This window comes from Thermopetrobacter sp. TC1 (assembly GCF_000746275.1).
In the GTDB taxonomy this organism is placed as follows: Bacteria; Pseudomonadota; Alphaproteobacteria; order Rhizobiales; family Aestuariivirgaceae; genus Thermopetrobacter.
On record NZ_KN050828.1, the window covers coordinates 177,896 to 196,452 of the forward strand.

Consider the following 18,557-nt stretch of genomic DNA (forward strand, 5'->3'; position numbering starts at 1 on the left):
GCGGTCGGTTCTTCCCCATTGGGGAAGGCGAGGGCGGCAAAGGATCAGTCTTTGCCGCTTGAAGAGGGAACGCGGTGAAAATCCGCGGCTGCCCCCGCAACTGTGAGCGGCGAGCTCGCTTCGCCATCATGGTCACTGATTCGAACGTGGTTGCGCGCCTTTCGGCATCCGTTGCCGCAGGAGCACGCCGCCGAATCGGGAAGGCCCGGCGAAGCCCATTCCGAGGGCGGCGATGAATCGCTGTGAGGAGACGCGCCACCCTCAAGGAGCGCCCGAGCCGCAAGCCAGGAGACCTGCCGGCCGCCATGCCATCGGCAGGATCGGGGCGGGGTGTCCCCGAAGCCGAAGGACCCGTAGGTGTGCTTCTGCTTTTTCGGGAATTGATCCGAAAACGGGGCAGAGGTGCGCCTTCGCAAGTCCATCCGTGCGGTTTTCGCCGCATGCCTCCTGCTGCTGGCATGACCCCAGACAATCATCCAAAGCGTAAGGAGAACCGGGTCATGTCCAAGATCAATCGCAGACGATTTCTTCATTCCGCTTTTGCTGCCGGTGCGTTTGGCCTTGCCGGTGGGCGATGGGCACGTGCCCATGCAGCGGCCTTGCCGCAAGCGGGCTTGCAGGCACCTTACGACCATTATGTCTTCGTGCCCAACCGCAATTCGGCGGACGTGGCCATCATCGATACGGACAGGGATGTGGTCATCGCTCGCGTGCCGGTGGGCAATGTGCCGCATCAGGTGGCCGTTTCCGACGTGCTGGGCAAGCTGATTGCCACCAATATCGAGGACAACACCGTCTCCATCATCGATCTGGCCAGCCTGCGCACGGAGGCCACCCTGCCTCTGGGGCATGAGCCGGAACACATGGAGCTTTCCCCGCGCGGCACCCTGGCGGCGGTAGGCAACATCGGCGAAGGCACCGTTTCGCTCGTGCGTCTGGATGAGAAACGGGAAGTGCGGCGCATCACCGGCCTGTTCGAACCGCACAACATGACATTCAGCCCCGACGGCCGTTTCATTTATGTGGGCAATCTGGGCGCCAATTTCATTTCCGTCATCGACGTGGCCAGGGGCGCGGTGATCGACGAGATCGGCGTGGGCGAGAATGTGGCCCTGGCCGCCCTGCCGGGATCGGAAGAGGAGCATCAGGGCATCATCAATGTCACCCGCACGCCGGACGGGCGGCTGGGCTTTGCCGCCTATGGCGACGGCGATGCCATGGCGGTGATCGATCTGCGCACGCGCCGCACGCTGAAGACCCTGCGCCTTGGCCGGCTGCCCTGGCGGGCCTATTCCACGGCCGATGGCCGCTTCATGATCATTCCCAACAACGGTGATGGCAGCGTTTCCATCGTCTCCACGCGCTCGCCCTTCAAGGAGGTGGCGCGGCTGAAGGGCGCGGCCGACATGACGGGCGTGAACACCGGCTGGTTCGAAACAGTGGCCTTTGTCATTTCGCGCGGCGCGGACAGGCTGGTGATTCTCGATCTTCTCAAGATGGAGAACGCCGGCATCATCGGTCTCGGCAAGGGAGCCACCCCGGAGACCGGCGTGGTGACCCCGGATGGCAAGAAGCTCTATGTGGCCTTGTCCGGCCTGGATCAGGTGGCGTTGATCGATACGCGTACCCGGCGGCTGATCAAACGCATTTCCGGCGTGGGCAGCGAACCCTGGGGCGCGCACATGGTCGGTGCGCTCAATTATTGCCACTGAGGACGGCCCGGCCGGGGCCATGACGGACAGATCCTGCGGAAAAGGATTGCAAAGATGGCGGCTCCGCCCGTCTCGGGCGGGCGGGGCTATGCTTGCGTGTCTCATCCTGATCATGGGCCTGCGTCAGGACCTTCCGGCGCCAGCTCGGAAGACCGGTTCCGCAGTCGACATGTCCTTTCCCCGAGCACATGCCGCACAACCCGCCTCCGGCGTCCGAACGTACAAGCACTCCGCCTTGCCTGTGCGCATGCGTCATCTCTGGCGGGAGGTGGCACGCATCACCGGCAAAACGCTGCCCGCACCGGAAAGGGTTTTTGGCATCTGCAAGGGCCGCTGGCCTTGCATCGGAAAGCATCTGCAAAGGGCGCTCGGCCACCGGGCGCGACTGGAGCGCATCATGCATCCCGATACCGATACCATTCGTTTCGTTCGCTCCCTACCGACACTCACCGACATCACGCATCCGGGCAAAGGGATCATCCGCCTGCGCATCATCCGTTTCGGCCGTCGGGCCTTGCGCGAGATCCGGGCGGCGCTGACGGCGCGCACATCAACAGGTGGATTTGCCTTTCACACGGTGCAGTTCGATTTGCGTGATCATCCCGGCGGATCGTTGCGCGGCATGCTGCGGCTGGCCGGCGGCCTGCTGGGGCCGGTGCCGCGTGCCTTCGCCCTGAAAAACCGGCAGGGATCCTTGCGCTGGATCGCCCTTTTCGCAGAAGAGCCTGCCCTGCTGAAGAAAAACCTCAAAGGCGTACGCATCGAAGTGCTGGTGAATGACAAAACGGCAAGCAGCGCCGAAGTCTTCGCCGCCCTTCTGCGGCGGCATGCGGGCGCGCGCATTCTGGGGCGCCGCACCTTCGGCAAGGACTGGATCTTGCGCCCTGTCGCCGTTTCCCACGACTGGCGGCTGCTGGTGCCGGCGGAACGCATCGTCATTCCCGGAGAAACACTTGCCGGCGGTTTGAAACCGGATGGGCCGCTCGATATATCTTCTGCCCATGAAGACGCAGCGGAAACGGCGCCCTGATTGGTAAGGGGCGCAATCCCTCAAAATGCGATATCGCCAGAGCGCTGTCTGTTTGCCGGTGAGAAAGGCGTGCAAAAGCGAAGGGGGAAATGGTGCTGCCGGTGCGAATTGAACGCACGACCTCTCCCTTACCAAGGGAGTGCTCTACCCCTGAGCTACGGCAGCAGCCAAACGAGGCGCTCATGCCTGATCAGGCAGGTTTTGCCCCGCATGAGCGGCAAGCCGCTTATGGCGCGATTTCCGCCGCATTTCAAGAGGGATTTTTCGCATGCGCCTCCCCCTGGCCTTGCCGTTTTGGCGCTCAAGGGGCAAGTGATGTTGCAGCGCAAGAAAAGGGATGGGGATTGTCATGGGACGCAAACCGGACAAGGCGGAACTGGCCGCACAGCTGCGCGCCAATCTCGCCCGCCGCAAGGCACAGGCGCGCGCCCGCAGACAACAGGACATCGCCAATGCCGAAAAGCGTGAAAAAACGGGCCTGTCTGCTGATGGGCCTTGTTCCGAACCCGATGCGGATAGCGAAGAACCGGCGCGCTGAAGAAAACAGCCATGGACCTGCGGCATGAGCCAAAAAGAGGGGATTTTCAGACACTGTGCGCCAGAGAAGGCGCTCGGCTCCATCATCCAACGGCCGGTGCCGGGCTGTGGCGGTTGACCGCCCCCGGCCAAACGTGCTTCAAGCCGCAACGACATGAGCACTATGGCGGCGTGACAACAAGCGGGGCGAAAGCGCATGGACAAGATCCTGATACGCGGCGGCAAGGTCTTGAAGGGCGAGATTCCCATCTCGGGCGCAAAGAATGCGGCCCTGCCGCTGATGATTGCCGCCCTGCTCACTGAAGAGCCGCTGACCTTGTCCAATGTGCCGCGCCTGGCCGATGTGGCGCTGCTGCAGCGCATCCTGCGGGAGCTGGGGGCTCATACCACGCTGCTTGGCCGCAAGGCGGGCGAAAGCCCCTTCGCGGGGGATGTTGTGCGCATCCATGCCGAGGAGATCACCAACATCACCGCGCCTTATGAGCTGGTCTCGCGCATGCGCGCCAGCTTCTGGGTGATCGGGCCATTGCTGGCGCGCTGCGGGCAGGCGCGCGTTTCGCTCCCCGGCGGCTGCGCCATCGGCACACGGCCGGTGGATCTCTATCTCAAGGCCCTCTCCGCCATGGGCGCGGAGATCGACATCGAACAGGGCTATGTGGTGGCCAAGGCGCCCGAAAAGGGGCTGCAGGGGGCGCGCATCGTGTTTCCCAAGGTCTCGGTGGGCGCCACCCACGTAACAATGATGGCGGCCGCTCTCGCCCGGGGCGAGACGGTGATCGAGAATGCCGCACGCGAACCGGAGGTGGCGGATCTGGCCCGCTGCCTGAAGGCCATGGGCGCGAAAATCGAGGGCGAAGGCACCTCCACCATTCACATCGAAGGTGTTACCGCCCTGCATGGCGCGGACCATGCCGTGCTGCCGGACCGCATCGAAACCGGCACCTATGCCATGGCCATCGCCATGACCGGCGGCGAAGGCACGCTCACGCATACGCGGCCGGATTTTCTCGATGCCTTCCTCGAGGTGATGGAGGAAGCCGGGGTGACCATCACCCTCGATGAAACGCGCATGCATGTGAAGAGCAATGGCGGGCTTAAGCCCGTTTCGGTGGAGACACAGCCCTATCCCGGCTTTCCCACAGACCTGCAGGCGCAGATCATGGCGCTGATGACCATGGCCGACGGCGTGTCCGTGATACGCGAGACCATTTTCGAGAACCGCTTCATGCATGTTCAGGAACTGGCGCGGCTTGGCGCCGACATTTCGCTCTCCGGCGATACGGCGCAGGTGCGCGGCGTGAATGAACTGATCGGGGCGCCGGTGATGGCCACGGATCTTCGCGCCTCGGTATCGCTGGTGATCGCCGGGCTGGCGGCGCGCGGCACCACGGAGCTCAACCGCGTCTATCATCTGGACCGCGGTTTTGAGGCTTTGGAGCACAAGCTGGCGGCCGTGGGCGCCGACATCGAACGGGTGCGAGGCTGAAATTTGCGGCACGGCCCCTAAAAACGGCCGCCCGCGCTTCTTATATAGGGGAAACGAAAAGGGGAGAGAGCAGGTGTCCCAGGGAGCCGGAGCCATGGAACTGCTGAGGCTCGCCGCGCTGGACGAAGACGATCTCAGCATCATTTCCGCACACATGCAGGATGCCATCTTGCGCGTGGGCGACATGTGCTGGCAGCCGCGCCGCGCCCGGTTTGCCCTTGTCGCCAACCGCTTCGAGTGGTTCACGCACAAGAGCCGGCCGCACGAGGCGCCGACGCGCGCGCGCACCGGCCTGCATTTCGATCATGTGCGCGGCGTGAAATACCGCAACATCCGCATGGACGATCCGGACGGCCTGCTCTCGCTTCTCGCCATAACCTTCACTCCGGGGCCGGAGCCGCCCGGCGGCTTTGTCGATCTGGTCTTCTCAGGAGACGGGATCGTCCGCCTGGAGGTGGAATGCATCGATGCCTGGCTGCGTGATTTCGGCGAATGCTGGCAGGCGGGCGGCATTCCCTGTCACGACATTGACGAAGATGATGCATGAATCAACCGCCTTTTCAGGCGTTGCATGCCTTTTTCTCTTTCCATGCGCTCTTGCGCGCAAATGGCGCTTCTGTCATGTGATGGGCTGAATTCTCCGATCTTTCGCTGTTTGCCCATCAGCCAGCAGGAGCGGTTTCATGGCGCGTTTGCTCAACACCCGCGATCCCGGCTTTCAATCCGCATTCACCGCGCTCTTGCGCGACCGCAACGAGGCGGTGGCCGACGTGGCGGACACGGTGCGTGCCATCATCGATGATGTGCGCCGCCGCGGCGATGAGGCCCTGCATGAGTATACCACCCGTTTCGACGGCTTCGATTCCCGCAGTGCGGGCCTGCGCATCACCGCCGAGGAAATCGCGCAGGCCAGGGCGCGCATCGATCCGGAGGTGCTGGAGGCCCTCGCGCTCGCGGCGGAGCGCATCCGCGCCTATCACGAACGGCAGATGCCGGATGATGAGCTGTGGACGGATGCCATCGGCGCGCGCCTCGGGCATAAGTGGACACCGGTCTCTGCCGCCGGGCTTTACGTTCCCGGAGGGCTGGCCGCCTATCCCTCTTCGGTGTTGATGAACGCCATTCCGGCGAAGGTGGCCGGAGTGGACAGGCTGGCCATGGCCGTGCCCACGCCGAAGGGGGCGGTCAATGATCTTGTCCTTGCCGCTGCCGATCTCGCCGGTGTCGATGAGGTCTGGCGCATCGGAGGGGCGCAGGCCATCGCCGCGCTCGCCTATGGCACGGAAAGCATCGCGCCGGTGGACATCATCGTCGGGCCCGGCAATGCCTTCGTGGCGGAGGCCAAGCGGCAGGTGTTCGGGCAGGTGGGCATCGACATGATCGCCGGGCCGTCGGAAGTGCTCATCATCGCCGATGGCAGCGCCGATCCGGCGTGGCTGGCGGCCGATCTTCTCGCCCAGGCCGAACACGACGAAAAGGCCCAGTCCATCCTGATCACGCCCGATGCCGATCTGGCCCGTGAGGTCCTGGATGCGGTCACCGCGCAGCTGGCCGACCTGCCCAAACGCGATATCGCCGGCAAGAGCTGGCAGGATCATGGCGCGGTCATCGTGGTGCGCGATCTTGACGAGGCGGTGGCGCTGGCCAACCGGGTGGCGCCGGAGCATCTGGAGCTGGAGGTGGCCGAGCCTGAGGCATTGCTTGCCGATATTCGCAACGCCGGCGCCATCTTCCTCGGCGGCTATACGCCGGAGGCGGTGGGAGACTATGTGGCCGGGCCCAATCATGTGCTCCCCACATCAGGCAGCGCCCGCTTCTCTTCCGGCCTCAACGTGCTGCAGTTCATGAAGCGCACGACCATTCTCGGCTGCTCGCGCGAGGCCTTGAACGCCATTGGCCCGGCGGCGGTGAAGCTGGCGGAGGCGGAAGGGCTGGAAGCACACGCGCGCTCCGTGCGCATGCGCCTGAACAAAGAGGCGTAAATGGAAGGCTTATTATGCGGCTTTCGCCCAGGCCCCCTTGCGCCTTTTGCCGGTGGTGCCGGGCGGCGCGGATCATGCTTCCTGCAAGGCGACAAGCCATCCCGCAGGGATCAAGGGCTTGACCGCGCCCCTTTGGCGGCACACCTGTTTTTAAGTGAAGCAAACCGGCGCCGGCGCACCTTTTTCCGGGGCGGTTGGCGCTGCAGTGAATGCGGCCACGGGACAGCATGAACGAAAAGGATAACAGCGCCACAGCCCGGGACTGGCCGGAAAGCGAGCGCCTCATCGCGGTGGAGCTTGATGAGAATCTCAAGCGTGCGCCCTCGCCGGATATCGAGCATGAGCGCGCCGTGGCCGTTTATGACCTCTTGCAGGAAAACCGTTTTTCCGTGATCGGCAAGGGGCCGGGGCCCTATCGCCTGAAGCTTTCCATCGCCGACAGGCGCCTGATTTTCGACATCTTCAACGAGGGCGGCAAGCGGCTGGTGATGATCGGGCTGGCGCTTTCGCCTTTCCGCCGCATCGTGCGGGACTATTTCACGCTGTGCGAAAGCTATTTCGACGCCATTCGCAATGCGCCGCCCAGCCGCATCGAGCCGATCGACATGGCCCGCCGCGCCCTGCACAACGAAGGCACGGAAACCTTAATACAGCGGCTGAAGGGCAAGGTGGAGATGGATTTCGACACCGCGCGGCGGCTGTTCACGCTGGTTGCCGTTCTCTACTGGCGAGGCTAGGTCATGGCCGATCTGCCCGGCAGCGTCCTGTTCGCCTGCACGCTCAACGCCTTCCGCTCGCCCATGGCGGAAGCGATCATGAAAAGGCTGCACGGGCGGCGGGTCTATGTGGATTCCTGCGGCGTGCGGCCCGAGGAGGGGCCGGATCCCTTCACGGTGCAGGTGATGGAGGAAATGGGCATCGATCTGTCCGGCTTCACGCCAAAGAGTTTCGATGACATCTCCGATTCCGCCTTCGATATGATCATCACCCTCTCGCCGGAAGCGCATCATCACGCGCTGGAGCTGACGCGCACCAACGCCATCGAGGTGGAATACTGGCCGACGATGGACCCATCCGCCTTCACCGGATCACGCGAGCAGATCCTTGATGCCTATCGCATGGTGCGCGATTCCCTGCACAAGCGCATTCTGGAGCGCTTCGGGCCGCCCCCCCCGCCGCCGCGCGGGGTGTAAGCGTCCAGCCGAAAATTCGTTTGCAAGCGAATTTTCAGGCCACCCACCGCCCCACGCCCTCGCCCAACCACCCGATCATTGTATCTCACAAGGGTGTTTGGGCGGGGGCGCGGGGCGAGAATACGATTTTTCACTCGGGCTCCAAGATCTTAGGCCACATCCACAACCAGCCGCCCCTTGACCTTGCCGGCAACGATGCGCGCCGCCGCTTCCGGTACGTCATCAAGGGAAATGTGCGTGCTCATCTCTTCCAGAAGCGCACGATCAAGATCGCTGGCCAAACGCCGCCAGGCGGCGATGCGCTTTTCCTTAGGCGTGAATACCGATTCCACGCCGATGAGACGCACCCCACGCAGAATGAAGGGGGCGACGGTGGTGGGCAGGTCCATGCCCTGCGCCAGACCGCAGGCGGCAACCACGCCGCCATATTTCATCTGGCTGAGCACGTGCGCCAGGGTGGTGGAGCCCACCACATCCACCGCCGCAGCCCAGCGGCCGGAGGCCAGGGGCCTGACCTTTCCGGAAAAGGCCTCGCGGCCAATCACGTCCGCAGCGCCCAGACGCTTCAGATAGGCCTCTTCCTGCGTCTTGCCGGTTACGGCCACGACATGAAAGCCGCGATGCGCAAGCAGGGCCACGGCCACGGAGCCGACGCCGCCGGTGGCACCGGTGACCAGCACCTCGCCGGCATCGGGCGTAACCCCCTGTTCCTCCAGGGCGAGAACGCAGAGCATGGCGGTCAGCCCGGCGGTGCCGATGGCCATGGCCAGGTCATAATCCAGGCCTTCCGGCATGGGCACCAGCCAGCCGGAGGAGACGCGGGCGCGCTCGGCATAGCCGCCATGGTGCTTTTCGCCCACGCCCCAGCCGGTGAGAATCACGTCATCTCCGGGGCGGAATTCCTCGCTGCGGGAGGCAATGACGCGGCCGGCGAAATCGATCCCCGGAATCAGCGGATAGCGGCGGATGATGGGCGCCTTGCCGGTAATGGCCAGGCCGTCCTTGTAATTGACGGTGGAGCGGATCACCTCGATGTCCACATCCCCGTCCATCAGGAAGTCTTCGTCCACCTCACGAAAGGCCACGGTCTGCGTCTCCGTGCCTTCCGGTTTGTCGACAACCAGGGCCCTGAAGGTCTCCGCCATGAGCCGCCTCCTCCCTTGTGATCAGTTATCCGGTTTCACCACTCAGGTTTTCAATTGATACATCATAGGCGCGTTGGGCTTTCTCCGGCCATTGCCCATCCGTTGAGAAATGGCATTCGTTTCCTTCTCCCTCAGTCCAGGGTGCATCGGAAGCGCAGTACGGCAATGATCATCACCGCCAGCATGAAGACAAGCAGCGCAAAGCCCTCCCGCGCCAGATCGGCAAAGCCTGCGCCTTTCAGCATGATGCCGCGCACGATGCGCAGGTAATGGGTAAGCGGCAGCATCTCGCCGATAACCCGCGCCCACAGCGGCATGCCATGAAAGGGAAACATGAAGCCGCTCATGAGGATGGAGGGCAGGAAGAAGAAAAAGGACATCTGCACCGCCTGCAGCTGGTTTCGGGCGATGGTGGAGATGGTATAGCCCATGGCGAGATTGGCGGCGATGAAGATGAGCGTGAACAGCAAAAGCACCGCCGGCGGCCCGAACAGAGGCACCCCGAACAGCAACCGCCCGGCGCTCATGATGATGGCCAGCTGCACGAAGCCGACGATGATATAGGGCGCGATCTTGCCCAGCATGATCTCCACCGGGCGCAGCGGCGTGGCCAGCAGGGCCTCCATGGTGCCGCGCTCCACCTCACGGGTGACGGCAAGACCGGTGAAGACCAGCATGGTCATGGTGAGAATGACGCCGATGAGGCCGGGCACGATGTTGATGGCGGTCTTGCCGGCAGGGTTGTAGCGCTTCTGCACGATCAGCTCAAAGGGCGGCGGCTTGTAAAGCAGGTCCCGGTGCGGGCCACGCAAGGCGCGGGGGAAGACACGGGGGCCTAAGGCGGTGATGGCGGAAACGGCGCCGGAAGTGGTGACGGGATCGGTGGCGTCGGTCACCAGCAACACCTGCGGGCGCACGCCGCGGCGCAGCTTGCGGCCGAAACCGGGCGGGATCTGCAGAAGGGCGATGACACGCCCGGAACGGATCAGGCGCTCCGCTTCCGCCTCGGTGGTCACCTCGGCGCGAATGTCGAAATAGCCGGTGTTGCGCACTGCGGCGATGAAATCGCGGGCGAGATCGGAATCATCGGCGCTGAGCACGGCAAGCGGCAGATGGCGCGGTGTCATGTTGATGGCATAGCCGAAAACCAGAAGCTCCATCAGCGGAATGACCACGATCATCGCCAAAGTGAGGCGGTCGCGCTTGAGCTGGATGAACTCTTTCACGATCATCGCCCACAGCCGCTTGAAAAAGGTGCTGCGGCCGGCAGGCGGGCGGCGGATGTGTGCGGGCTGCGCCTTCATGATCCCGCCTCCCGCGCCTTCTCATCAGGCGCGATGGCTCCGGTGATCTGCGCACGCCCCCCGGCGGTGTTCATGAAGTGAATGAACACATCCTCCAGCGTCGGCTCCGCCGGCTGACAGGAGAGGTCATTGTGCGCACAGATCTCCTTCACTGTCGCCTGAAGCCTTTCCCGATCGCGACCGGCCAGATGCAGGGCCTCACCGCGGAAGGTGGCGATCTCCACCGCATTCTCCTTCTGCAGGCGTTCGGCCAGCGCCTCCAGCCGTTTCTGCGGCCCCGAGACGGCATAGGCGAACAGGCCGCTTTCGGCCATGATGCGCCGCACCGGGCCGCGGGCAAGGATGCGCCCGTTGTAGATATAGGCGAGCTCATGACAGCGCTCGGCCTCATCCATGTAATGGGTGGAGACGAGCACGGTCACGCCTTTGGCGGCAAGCGCGTGAATGCTATTCCAGAAATCGCGGCGGGCGCGGGGATCAACACCGGCGGTGGGCTCGTCCAGCAGCAGAAGCTCCGGCTCATGCAGGGTGCAGGCCGTCAGCGCCAGCCGCTGCTTCCAGCCGCCGGAAAGCGTGCCGGCCAGCTGATGCATCCGGTCGGCAAGCCCCATTTCTTCCGCCTTTTTCCGCGCCAGTGCCAGGGGCTGTGGCATGCCGTGCACCCGCGCCATGAAGGCGAGGTTTTCCAGCACGGTGAGATCGGCATAGAGGGAGAACTGCTGGGTCATGTAGCCGACATGCAGCTTGATCTGGCGGCTTTCGCGCAGGATGTCATAGCCCAGGCAATGGCCCTCGCCGGCATCGGGCGTGAGCAGGCCGCAGAGCATGCGGATGGTCGTGGTCTTGCCCGAGCCGTTGGGGCCGAGAAAGCCATAGATCTCGCCGCGGCGCACCTTCAGGGCGATGCCATGCACCACCTCACGCCCGGCGAAGGACTTGCGCAGGTTGCGCACATCGATGACATATTCGGCCGCACCCGCCGCATCCGCCGGGCCTTCGGCCCTGGCATCGCCCTCTTTTCCGGAAGCTGCCGTATCAGCCGTCATTGCCGCCTCCGCCATCCGGATCCTTCGCTTCCCGCCTTTTCGGATAGACATCCACCGGCTGACCAACGGTAAGGCGATGATCACCCTGCAGTGGCCTGGCCTCGAAGCGGTAAACGAGCTTGGCGCGTTCCTCGGGCGAAAAGATCACCGGCGGGGTATATTCCGCCACATCGGATATATAGGTGATGCGGGCAGGCACAGGCCTGGGACAGCCATCGCAGCGCACGTTCACATGATCGCCGATGGCGAAGGCGGCACGCTGACGCTCCGGTACGTAGAAGCGGATTTTCAGGTTGCGCGGCGGCAGGACGGACAGGACGGGGCGGCCGGCGGCAACGATCTCTCCGGGCCGGTAGTAAACTTCCTGTACGCGGCCGGCCACGGGACTGAAAACCCGGCTCTTCTGCAGGCGCACCCTGGCGGCGCGCAATTGTGCCTCCGCGGCGCGCACCGCGGCCATGGCGGCGCTGATTTCCTCGGCGCGGGCGGGCAGGCGCGCGGTCTGCAGCTGGCGCAAAGCTTCCTCATAGCGGGCCTTGTCCCGCTGCCAGGCGCCGCGGGCGGCATCCAGGCGGGCCCTGGGCACGACTTTTTGCTCATACAGACGCTTGATGCGCTCATATTCGGCGCGGCTCACCTCCAAGGCGGCACGGGCCTGATCCACCGCCGCCTCAAGAACGCGGATCTCCTCCGGCCGCCGCCTCTGGGCCTCGGCCAGACGCAGCCGCGCCCGCGCCTCTTCCAGACGGGCCGCGGCCAGATCCACTTCGGCGGAAAGCACCGCGTCATCGAGCGCGAAGAGAAGCTGGCCGATGCGCACACGATCGCCCTCATCAACGTCAAGCTGCTTGAGCCGGCCGGCGATCTCCGGGCCGACCTGAATGAGATCGGCATCGACATAGCCCTGAAAGAAACGGGGCGCCGGTGCCGGAAACAGCCGGTCCCAGCGCAAAAAGACGAAGCCGCCCCCGATCACGATCGCAAGAAGAAGGATGGTTATGGCGAGACGCTTCATGGGCGGCTTCCTTTTCCTGCGGCGCTTCATGACGCATTTGCCGAACCGCGGCCTGACCGGCGCATGGCCCGGCGTGTCATGATGTCATGGCATTTCCTCCGCCGGCGGCAGTGTCTTTGTCGCCCATGCACCGCTCAAGATGCAGGCCTGGGCCGTTTGCCGGCCCTTGCGATCACACATGCTGGCCGCCGTTGATGTGCAGCTCCGCGCCGGTGACGTAGGAGGAGGCCTCCGTGCAAAGGAAATAGATGGCCTTGGCCACTTCCTCCGGCTGGCCAAGCCTGCGCAAGGGGATCTGCTCGATGAGCTTTTCCGTGCCGGGCGAGAGGATGGAGGTCTCGATCTCTCCGGGCGAAATGGCGTTGACGCGAATGCCGTGCGGCCCGAAATCGTGCGCCATCTCGCGGGTGAGGGCAGCGAGCGCGGCCTTGGAGGTGGCATAGGCCGAACCGGCGAAGGGATGCACGCGCGAGCCGGCGATGGAGGTGACGTTGACCACCGCGCCTTTTGCCCGCTTCAGCTCCTCGATGAGGCCGCGGGCGAGCATGATGGGCGCGAAGAAATTGACCTGAAAGACGATTTTCCAGTCCTCGATGCTGGTATCGATGGAGTTCATGCGCTTGCCGCCCGGCAGTTTGGGGGAGATGGCGGCGTTGTTGACAAGGGCGTTGAGGCGGCCGCCCTGATCCTGAAGGCGTTCGCGGATCTCGGCGATGGCGCGCTCGGTGCTTTCGACATCGGCAAGATCCACCTGAATGTGATCCTCTTCGCCCATTTCCCAGGGGCAGTCCTCCGGGAAGGGATGGCGCGAACAGGTGATCACGCGCCAGCCGGCGGAGGAAAAGCGCTTGACGGTGGCATGGCCGATGCCGCGCGAGGCACCGGTGAGCACCAGTGTCTTGCGTTCGGAATTGGGAATATCGGGCACGCGGCGCCTTTTTTCCCGCCTGTCCTCATCCGGCGCAGTGCCGCCGGCATGCGGGCATTCGGCGGATGTGCTCCTGGTTTCATTGGCAGCCATGGCCTTACGTCATCCTCCATGATCGCTTTCGTTTCCTCTCCCCGGCGCAAGGAGGGATCATCCATCACGGGTGATCACGGATAGAGCATCTCGCGCCGCCAGGGGCTCTTTGGCGTCTCGCGGGAGAATACCAGCCTCTCATGCAGGCGGAAAGGCCGCTCGTGCCAGAATTCCATCTGCAGCGGCACAACGCGCCGCCCCGTCCAGTATGGCGGGCGCGGCACGGGGCCGACATGAAATTTCGCCGTATAGCGGGCCACGGCCTTTTCCAGGGCATGGCGGCTTTCCAGCGGCCGCGACTGGCGCGAGGCCCAGGCGCCGATGCGCGAGCCGCGCGGGCGGGAGGCGAAATAGGCATCGGCCTCCTCATCCGACACCGGTTCGACCAGGCCGCGGATGCGCACCTGACGGTGCAGGTTGCGCCACCAGAAAACGAGCGCGGCCTTGGGATTGGCCTGAAGCTGCCGGCCCTTGGCGCTTTCCATGTTGGTGTAGAAGACAAAGCCGTTTTCGTCGAACCCTTTAAGCAGCACCATGCGCGCATCCGGCATGCCGCTTTCATCCACGGTGGCCAGGCACATGGCCTCCGGATACTCGTCCTCGGCCTTTTTGGCATCCTCAAACCAACGGGCAAAAAGCGCGAAAGGATCTTCGGCCTTCGCGAAATCCTTCTCCGCCGTCAGATGCCGGATTTTCTCGAAGGGATCGCTCATGGGACAGCTCAGACCTCTTGCCGACGCCAATACGGCGCCTTTTCAAAAACCACACACGAGATGGGATCAGCGGCCGGTTTTTTCATCCCTGTTCTTTGGCGCATCCGCCTCATCCGGCGCTGTGGCCAGCTCCTCGCCGGCGCAGTGTTTCTCCGGCCATTTGCAGATGTCGCAGATGATGCAGCGCTCGCATTCCGGCTTTCTCGCCTTGCAGACATAGCGCCCATGCAAAATCAGCCAGTGATGGGCGTTGTGGCGGTATTTCTCGGGGATCACCTTAAGCAGGATTTTCTCCACCTCCTGCGGGGTCTTGCCAAGGGCGAGGCCTGTGCGGTTGGCGACCCGGAAGATATGGGTATCCACGGCGATGGTGGGCTCGCCGAAAGCGACGTTGAGCACGACATTGGCCGTCTTGCGCCCCACACCGGGCAGGCTTTCCAGCGCCTTGCGGTCATGAGGCACTTCACCGCCATATTTCTCGACAAGCGCGCGGGAAAGGGCAATGACGTTCCTGGCCTTGGTCTTGTAGTAGTTGATGGAGCGGATGCGTTCGGCCAGCTTCTCCTCGCCGAGGGCCACCATCTTCTCCGGCGTGTCCACTTCCTTGAAAAGCTGTTCGGTCACCTTGTTGACGCCCTTGTCCGTCATCTGTGCGGAGAGCACGACGGCAACGAGAAGCGTGTAGGGATTCGTCCAGAACAGCTCGGAAGTGGGGTTGGGATTGGCCGCGGCAAAACGGCGCATCATTTCCTCGATTTCCTGCGGGGAAAGCAGGGTCTTCGGCCCGTCGTTGGCGGTGCTGTTCTTGCCCTTTCTCTTGCCGCGCGCCGAGGAAGAGGATCGGGCCCCTTTCGCCATGGTTTGCCTCCGTAACCTGATTGTGGAGCGGTTTTTCAGCCGTGCTGTCAGGCGCAAGCGCCCTTAATGCACGGCGGCCAAGATGCCCCCTGGACGGTCAATCCGCAAGCGCAAGATGAAAGGCTTTTTTTGCCTGATCGGTCAAAGCCTCTTGCCAGCGTGAGCGCAAGGGCGCACAATTCGATGTTTGAAAAGTTGCCGGCCTTGCACGCCGGTCTTATTCCCCTGGAAGAATGCGGCCTTGAAGGATTGACAAGGCGCCGTTGCGGATCAACGCGAGGCAATCATCCCCATGATCGGACTGGTCGTCGTCACTCACGGTCGTCTGGCGGAAGAGCTGCGGGCCGCCCTGGAACACGTTGTCGGCCCGCAGAGGCACTTGGAGACCCTGTGCATCGGACCGGACGACGACATGGAACAGCGGCGGCAGGACATTCTGCAGGCCATCCGCCGCGTGGATGAAGGCGATGGCGTCATCGTGCTCACCGACATGTTCGGGGGCACGCCGTCCAACCTGGCGATCTCGGCGCTTCAGCCGGACCGGGTGGACGTGATCGCCGGCGTCAATCTGCCGATGCTGGTCAAGCTCGCCTCGGTGCGGGCCACCATGCCGCTGGCCGAGGCCGTCAGCGCCGCGGAAGAAGCCGGCCACCGCTACATCCGCGTCGCTTCCCGCGTTTTGAGTCCGTGAACGGGGATCTGCCCCCTTCCGTCATAAGATCTTGCTTGCCCTCTCTACCTGATCGTCGTTTTTTTAGCTAATTTGCTACCCAAAGCCAGGCAAAAAGAGCAATTAATACACTTGCGACTATTACTAATATATCTAACCATTCTTCTATTTTTGTTATAAGTTTTTTATTTCTATGCTCTCGTTCATTTTCTTTTTGTATGTTCTTCTGCATGCATTCGCTCCTTTTATTTTTTTGCAAGGTCATTTATAAATCTTTCATCAATTTGAAAACCTTTCCAAATTCTAAAAATATTGCTATCTTCAAATTTATTCCTAAACTATTCTCATTAGTCTTATTTATCAAGCTTTTTGATATCAATTTTATATAGCTTTAATAAACGTTTAATTTGCTTCTCCCGTAGTTTTGCACGGACATCCAATTCCTCGCGCGTGAGAATTGCTCCCTGCTGCATGCGAATATTGCCACGGCTAAAGCGGCTGATTACACGCAGGGCGATGTCTTCATCGGAAGGGATGTTATCGGACGTCCGTTTGGACCATTTGCGGCTGAAGAGGGGTATTTCCATTTTTCACCATTGCTGATTATGTGGGCTGCGTATAAGCCAGTTTCGCCTGTTTCCCGTAAACCTGACTGGCGTGCATGTTTTACATACGTTCACCGTCGAATCGCGTCAACGATATGAACCAAGAGTTGTCGAAAACATTCTCGCGTCGCCTGAAAATCATCAATGCGCGGGGGCTGCATGCGCGGGCTTCGGCGCGGTTTGTGAAGTGTGCGGAAGAATTCGACGCCGAGATCACCGTGTGCAAGGATGGCGAGGAAGTGCCCGGAACCTCGATCATGGGCCTGATGATGCTGGCGGCGGCCTGCGGCAGCGAGATCGAGGTGAAGGCGCGCGGCCCTCAGGCGAAGGAGGCGCTGGATGCGCTTGAGGCCCTGGTGGCGGCCCGTTTCGAGGAGGAGGAATGATGACGGCGGCAACGCCCCACGAAACCGATCCGGTCGCGCTGACCCAGGCGCTGATCCGCTGTCCTTCGGTCACGCCTGAGGACGCCGGGGCGCTGGAAGTTCTGGAGGTGTTGCTTGAAAACGCGGGCTTTGCCTGTCATCGCCTCACCTTCACGGAAGAGGGCACTGCGCCCGTGCACAATCTTTTCGCCCGCATCGGCGAGGGCGGGCCGCACCTGTGCTTTGCCGGACATACCGACGTGGTGCCGCCCGGAGATGAGGCGGCCTGGCTGCATCCGCCCTTTGAGGCGGTGATCGATCATGGCGTGCTCTATGGCCGCGGCGCGGCGGACATGAAAAGCGGGGTGGCCGCCTTCGCTGCCGCCGCCGTGGACTGGGCGCGGGCGCATCTGGAAAACGGGCGGCCGCTGCCGGGCAGTGTGTCGCTGCTTATCACCGGTGATGAGGAAGGCCCGGCGATCAACGGCACGCGCAAGGTGCTGGCCTGGTTACAGCAGCAGGGGCATCTGCCCGATGCCGCCCTCGTCGGCGAGCCCACATGTTCCGAAGAGCTGGGCGATACCATCAAGAATGGCCGCCGCGGCTCGATCAATCTCTTCATCACCGCCGAAGGGGTGCAGGGGCATACGGCCTATCCGGAAAAGGCGCTCAATCCTGTGCATGCGCTGGCGCGGCTGGTGGATCGCATGGCCTCGGCCCGTCTCGATGAGGGCACGGACCATTTCCAGCCCTCCACGGTCGCTTTCTCCACCTTCGATGTGGGCAATCCCGCCACCAACGTGATCCCGGCACAGGCGAAGGCGGTGTGCAACGTGCGCTTCAACACCCTGCACACGGGCGCTGACATCGAGCGCTGGGCTCATGTTCTGGCCGAGGAGGTGGCGCGTGAAACCGGTGCGCGCTTTTTCATCGATGCCGTCATTTCCGGCGAGGCCTTCATCACCGAGGGCGGCCCCATCGTCGATGTGGTGCGCAAGGCCGTGCAGGCGGAAACCGGTCTCACCCCGGCGCTGTCTACCGGCGGCGGCACGTCAGATGCCCGTTTCATCCGTCAGTATTGCCCCGTTGTGGAATTCGGTGTGGTCAACGAGACCATCCATCAGGTCAACGAGCGGGTGCCGGTTGAGGACATCAAGCGCCTGAAACGCATCTATGCCCGTGTGATCGATCTGTTCATGAACAGCGAACAAACGTGAGGGCTCATGCCAGTGCAGCGACAGGATCCCGAAGCGAATGAACCGCCGCGGCTGCAGGATGCCGGCCTTGCCGAGGAGGTAATCCACGCCCTCATCGGCAGCTGGTTCGTTCTCATGGGGCAGGCGGAAGCGGTGGCGCGGCATTTCAACTTGAGCGAACGGGGCTTTTTCCGCTCCTTTTTCGCGCTCGCCGTGGGGCTGCCGGTGTTCCTCTTTGCCATCCGGCTTGGGATCCCGGCGCTGGAAGGTGCCGATCAGCGCGCCATGGCCAATATGGTCATGTTCAAGCAGATCGCGCTCATTGCCGCCGGCTGGCTCGGCTGGCTGTTTCTGGCCGCGCTCATGGCCAGGGGCCTGGGGCTTTCCGCCCATTTCGGCCGCTACGTGATCCTCTATAACTGGAGCACACCGCTGGCCGCCCTGTTTCAGGTCATTCCGATGGCGCTGTATGCCTTCGGGCTGATCACGGTTCAGGCCGCCGGCTTCTTCGCGCTGTTTCTTGTCGGGGTGGTGCTTTACCTGCGCTGGCAGAACGCGCGGCTCGGATTTGAGGCCCCGGGTTTTCTGGCCCTGGCCTTTCCGGCCGCGGAGCTTCTCTTCTCCATCGCCCTTTCCCGCCTGTTCGGCTGAAACCAAGAAAGCCATGCACCCATTGCGA

Annotated in this window: 21 protein-coding genes, 1 tRNA gene and 1 riboswitch; of the genes, 12 read left to right on the forward strand and 10 right to left on the reverse strand. The window is 63.0% G+C overall.

What is annotated here, in order from left to right; translation table 11 throughout:
• Window positions 1–17 precede the first annotated feature (17 nt).
• Window positions 18–316: riboswitch (cobalamin riboswitch) on the forward strand.
• A gap of 184 nt (window positions 317–500) precedes the next feature.
• Together EK16_RS04550 and EK16_RS04555 are read left to right on the forward strand one after the other, a co-directional pair.
• Entirely contained in the window at window positions 501–1,712 is a 1,212-nt protein-coding gene (locus EK16_RS04550) for a YncE family protein (RefSeq protein ID WP_038034988.1), read from the forward strand.
• A gap of 247 nt (window positions 1,713–1,959) precedes the next feature.
• Complete coding sequence (locus EK16_RS04555) at window positions 1,960–2,742, forward strand: S41 family peptidase (protein ID WP_038034989.1); 783 nt, start codon at window positions 1,960–1,962, stop codon at window positions 2,740–2,742.
• Window positions 2,743–2,832: 90 nt separating this feature from the next.
• On the opposite strand, the gene EK16_RS04560 is transcribed toward EK16_RS04555, so the two are convergent.
• Window positions 2,833–2,907 (reverse strand) — tRNA-Thr (locus EK16_RS04560).
• A gap of 184 nt (window positions 2,908–3,091) precedes the next feature.
• Here EK16_RS04560 and EK16_RS04565 point away from each other — a divergent pair.
• From EK16_RS04565 to EK16_RS04590, 6 genes are all read left to right on the forward strand, one after another.
• On the forward strand, window positions 3,092–3,280 hold the full coding sequence (locus EK16_RS04565) for a hypothetical protein (protein WP_197059661.1): 189 nt from the start codon (window positions 3,092–3,094) through the stop codon (window positions 3,278–3,280).
• Window positions 3,281–3,475: 195 nt separating this feature from the next.
• Window positions 3,476–4,765 carry a UDP-N-acetylglucosamine 1-carboxyvinyltransferase gene (gene murA, locus EK16_RS04570; RefSeq protein WP_038034992.1) on the forward strand — a complete coding sequence of 430 codons (1,290 nt, stop codon included), beginning with the start codon at window positions 3,476–3,478 and terminating at the stop codon, window positions 4,763–4,765.
• A 94-nt stretch (window positions 4,766–4,859) separates the two neighbouring features.
• The gene (locus tag EK16_RS04575) at window positions 4,860–5,312 is read left to right on the forward strand and encodes a DUF2948 family protein (RefSeq protein ID WP_038034994.1); all 453 of its coding nucleotides are present in this window, start codon (window positions 4,860–4,862) and stop codon (window positions 5,310–5,312) included.
• Window positions 5,313–5,448: 136 nt separating this feature from the next.
• Window positions 5,449–6,747 (forward strand): histidinol dehydrogenase, encoded by a 1,299-nt coding sequence (hisD, locus tag EK16_RS04580; RefSeq protein ID WP_038034996.1) that lies wholly within the window; start codon window positions 5,449–5,451, stop codon window positions 6,745–6,747.
• Between the two features lie 227 nt (window positions 6,748–6,974).
• Complete coding sequence (locus EK16_RS04585; protein ID WP_038034997.1) at window positions 6,975–7,484, forward strand: UPF0262 family protein; 510 nt, start codon at window positions 6,975–6,977, stop codon at window positions 7,482–7,484.
• Window positions 7,485–7,487: 3 nt separating this feature from the next.
• The gene (locus EK16_RS04590; RefSeq protein WP_038034999.1) at window positions 7,488–7,940 is read left to right on the forward strand and encodes an arsenate-mycothiol transferase ArsC; all 453 of its coding nucleotides are present in this window, start codon (window positions 7,488–7,490) and stop codon (window positions 7,938–7,940) included.
• Window positions 7,941–8,089: 149 nt separating this feature from the next.
• Here the strand turns inward: EK16_RS04590 and EK16_RS04595 are convergent, their stop codons facing one another.
• The 7 genes from EK16_RS04595 to nth form a co-directional block, all read right to left on the reverse strand.
• Entirely contained in the window at window positions 8,090–9,085 is a 996-nt protein-coding gene (locus tag EK16_RS04595; protein WP_038035000.1) for an acrylyl-CoA reductase (NADPH), read from the reverse strand.
• 131 nt (window positions 9,086–9,216) lie between these two features.
• The gene (locus tag EK16_RS04600; protein ID WP_038035001.1) at window positions 9,217–10,389 is read right to left on the reverse strand and encodes an ABC transporter permease; all 1,173 of its coding nucleotides are present in this window, start codon (window positions 10,387–10,389) and stop codon (window positions 9,217–9,219) included.
• The gene (locus tag EK16_RS04605) at window positions 10,386–11,450 is read right to left on the reverse strand and encodes an ABC transporter ATP-binding protein (RefSeq protein WP_231573603.1); all 1,065 of its coding nucleotides are present in this window, start codon (window positions 11,448–11,450) and stop codon (window positions 10,386–10,388) included. The genes EK16_RS04600 and EK16_RS04605 overlap by 4 nt, the downstream gene beginning before the upstream one ends.
• Window positions 11,425–12,450, reverse strand: coding sequence for an HlyD family secretion protein (locus EK16_RS04610; RefSeq protein WP_038035003.1), 1,026 nt, complete (start codon window positions 12,448–12,450; stop codon window positions 11,425–11,427). The genes EK16_RS04605 and EK16_RS04610 overlap by 26 nt, the downstream gene beginning before the upstream one ends.
• 172 nt (window positions 12,451–12,622) lie before the next feature.
• Window positions 12,623–13,471, reverse strand: a complete 849-nt coding sequence (locus tag EK16_RS04615; RefSeq protein WP_081910263.1) for an SDR family NAD(P)-dependent oxidoreductase — start codon at window positions 13,469–13,471, stop codon at window positions 12,623–12,625.
• Window positions 13,472–13,545: 74 nt separating this feature from the next.
• Window positions 13,546–14,184 carry a pyridoxamine 5'-phosphate oxidase gene (gene pdxH / locus EK16_RS04620; RefSeq protein ID WP_038035005.1) on the reverse strand — a complete coding sequence of 213 codons (639 nt, stop codon included), beginning with the start codon at window positions 14,182–14,184 and terminating at the stop codon, window positions 13,546–13,548.
• Window positions 14,185–14,250: 66 nt separating this feature from the next.
• On the reverse strand, window positions 14,251–15,042 hold the full coding sequence (nth, locus tag EK16_RS04625) for an endonuclease III (RefSeq protein WP_081910264.1): 792 nt from the start codon (window positions 15,040–15,042) through the stop codon (window positions 14,251–14,253).
• A 292-nt stretch (window positions 15,043–15,334) separates the two neighbouring features.
• On the opposite strand from nth, the gene EK16_RS04630 reads away from it, so the two are divergent.
• Window positions 15,335–15,733: a PTS sugar transporter subunit IIA gene (locus EK16_RS04630; protein WP_038035007.1), complete on the forward strand. Its 399-nt coding sequence runs from the start codon at window positions 15,335–15,337 to the stop codon at window positions 15,731–15,733.
• 67 nt (window positions 15,734–15,800) lie between these two features.
• On the opposite strand, the gene EK16_RS12195 is transcribed toward EK16_RS04630, so the two are convergent.
• Together EK16_RS12195 and EK16_RS04635 are read right to left on the reverse strand one after the other, a co-directional pair.
• The gene (locus EK16_RS12195; protein ID WP_156098483.1) at window positions 15,801–15,944 is read right to left on the reverse strand and encodes a hypothetical protein; all 144 of its coding nucleotides are present in this window, start codon (window positions 15,942–15,944) and stop codon (window positions 15,801–15,803) included.
• 121 nt (window positions 15,945–16,065) lie between these two features.
• Window positions 16,066–16,299 (reverse strand): hypothetical protein, encoded by a 234-nt coding sequence (locus EK16_RS04635; RefSeq protein WP_038035008.1) that lies wholly within the window; start codon window positions 16,297–16,299, stop codon window positions 16,066–16,068.
• Between the two features lie 113 nt (window positions 16,300–16,412).
• On the opposite strand from EK16_RS04635, the gene EK16_RS04640 reads away from it, so the two are divergent.
• The 3 genes from EK16_RS04640 to EK16_RS04650 are packed head-to-tail and all read left to right on the forward strand — an operon-like array spanning window position 16,413 to window position 18,529.
• Window positions 16,413–16,703: an HPr family phosphocarrier protein gene (locus EK16_RS04640; RefSeq protein WP_038035010.1), complete on the forward strand. Its 291-nt coding sequence runs from the start codon at window positions 16,413–16,415 to the stop codon at window positions 16,701–16,703.
• Entirely contained in the window at window positions 16,700–17,899 is a 1,200-nt protein-coding gene (dapE, locus tag EK16_RS04645; protein WP_038035011.1) for a succinyl-diaminopimelate desuccinylase, read from the forward strand. The genes EK16_RS04640 and dapE overlap by 4 nt, the downstream gene beginning before the upstream one ends.
• Window positions 17,900–17,905: 6 nt before the next feature.
• On the forward strand, window positions 17,906–18,529 hold the full coding sequence (locus EK16_RS04650; RefSeq protein WP_038035013.1) for a hypothetical protein: 624 nt from the start codon (window positions 17,906–17,908) through the stop codon (window positions 18,527–18,529).
• Window positions 18,530–18,557: the final 28 nt, after the last annotated feature.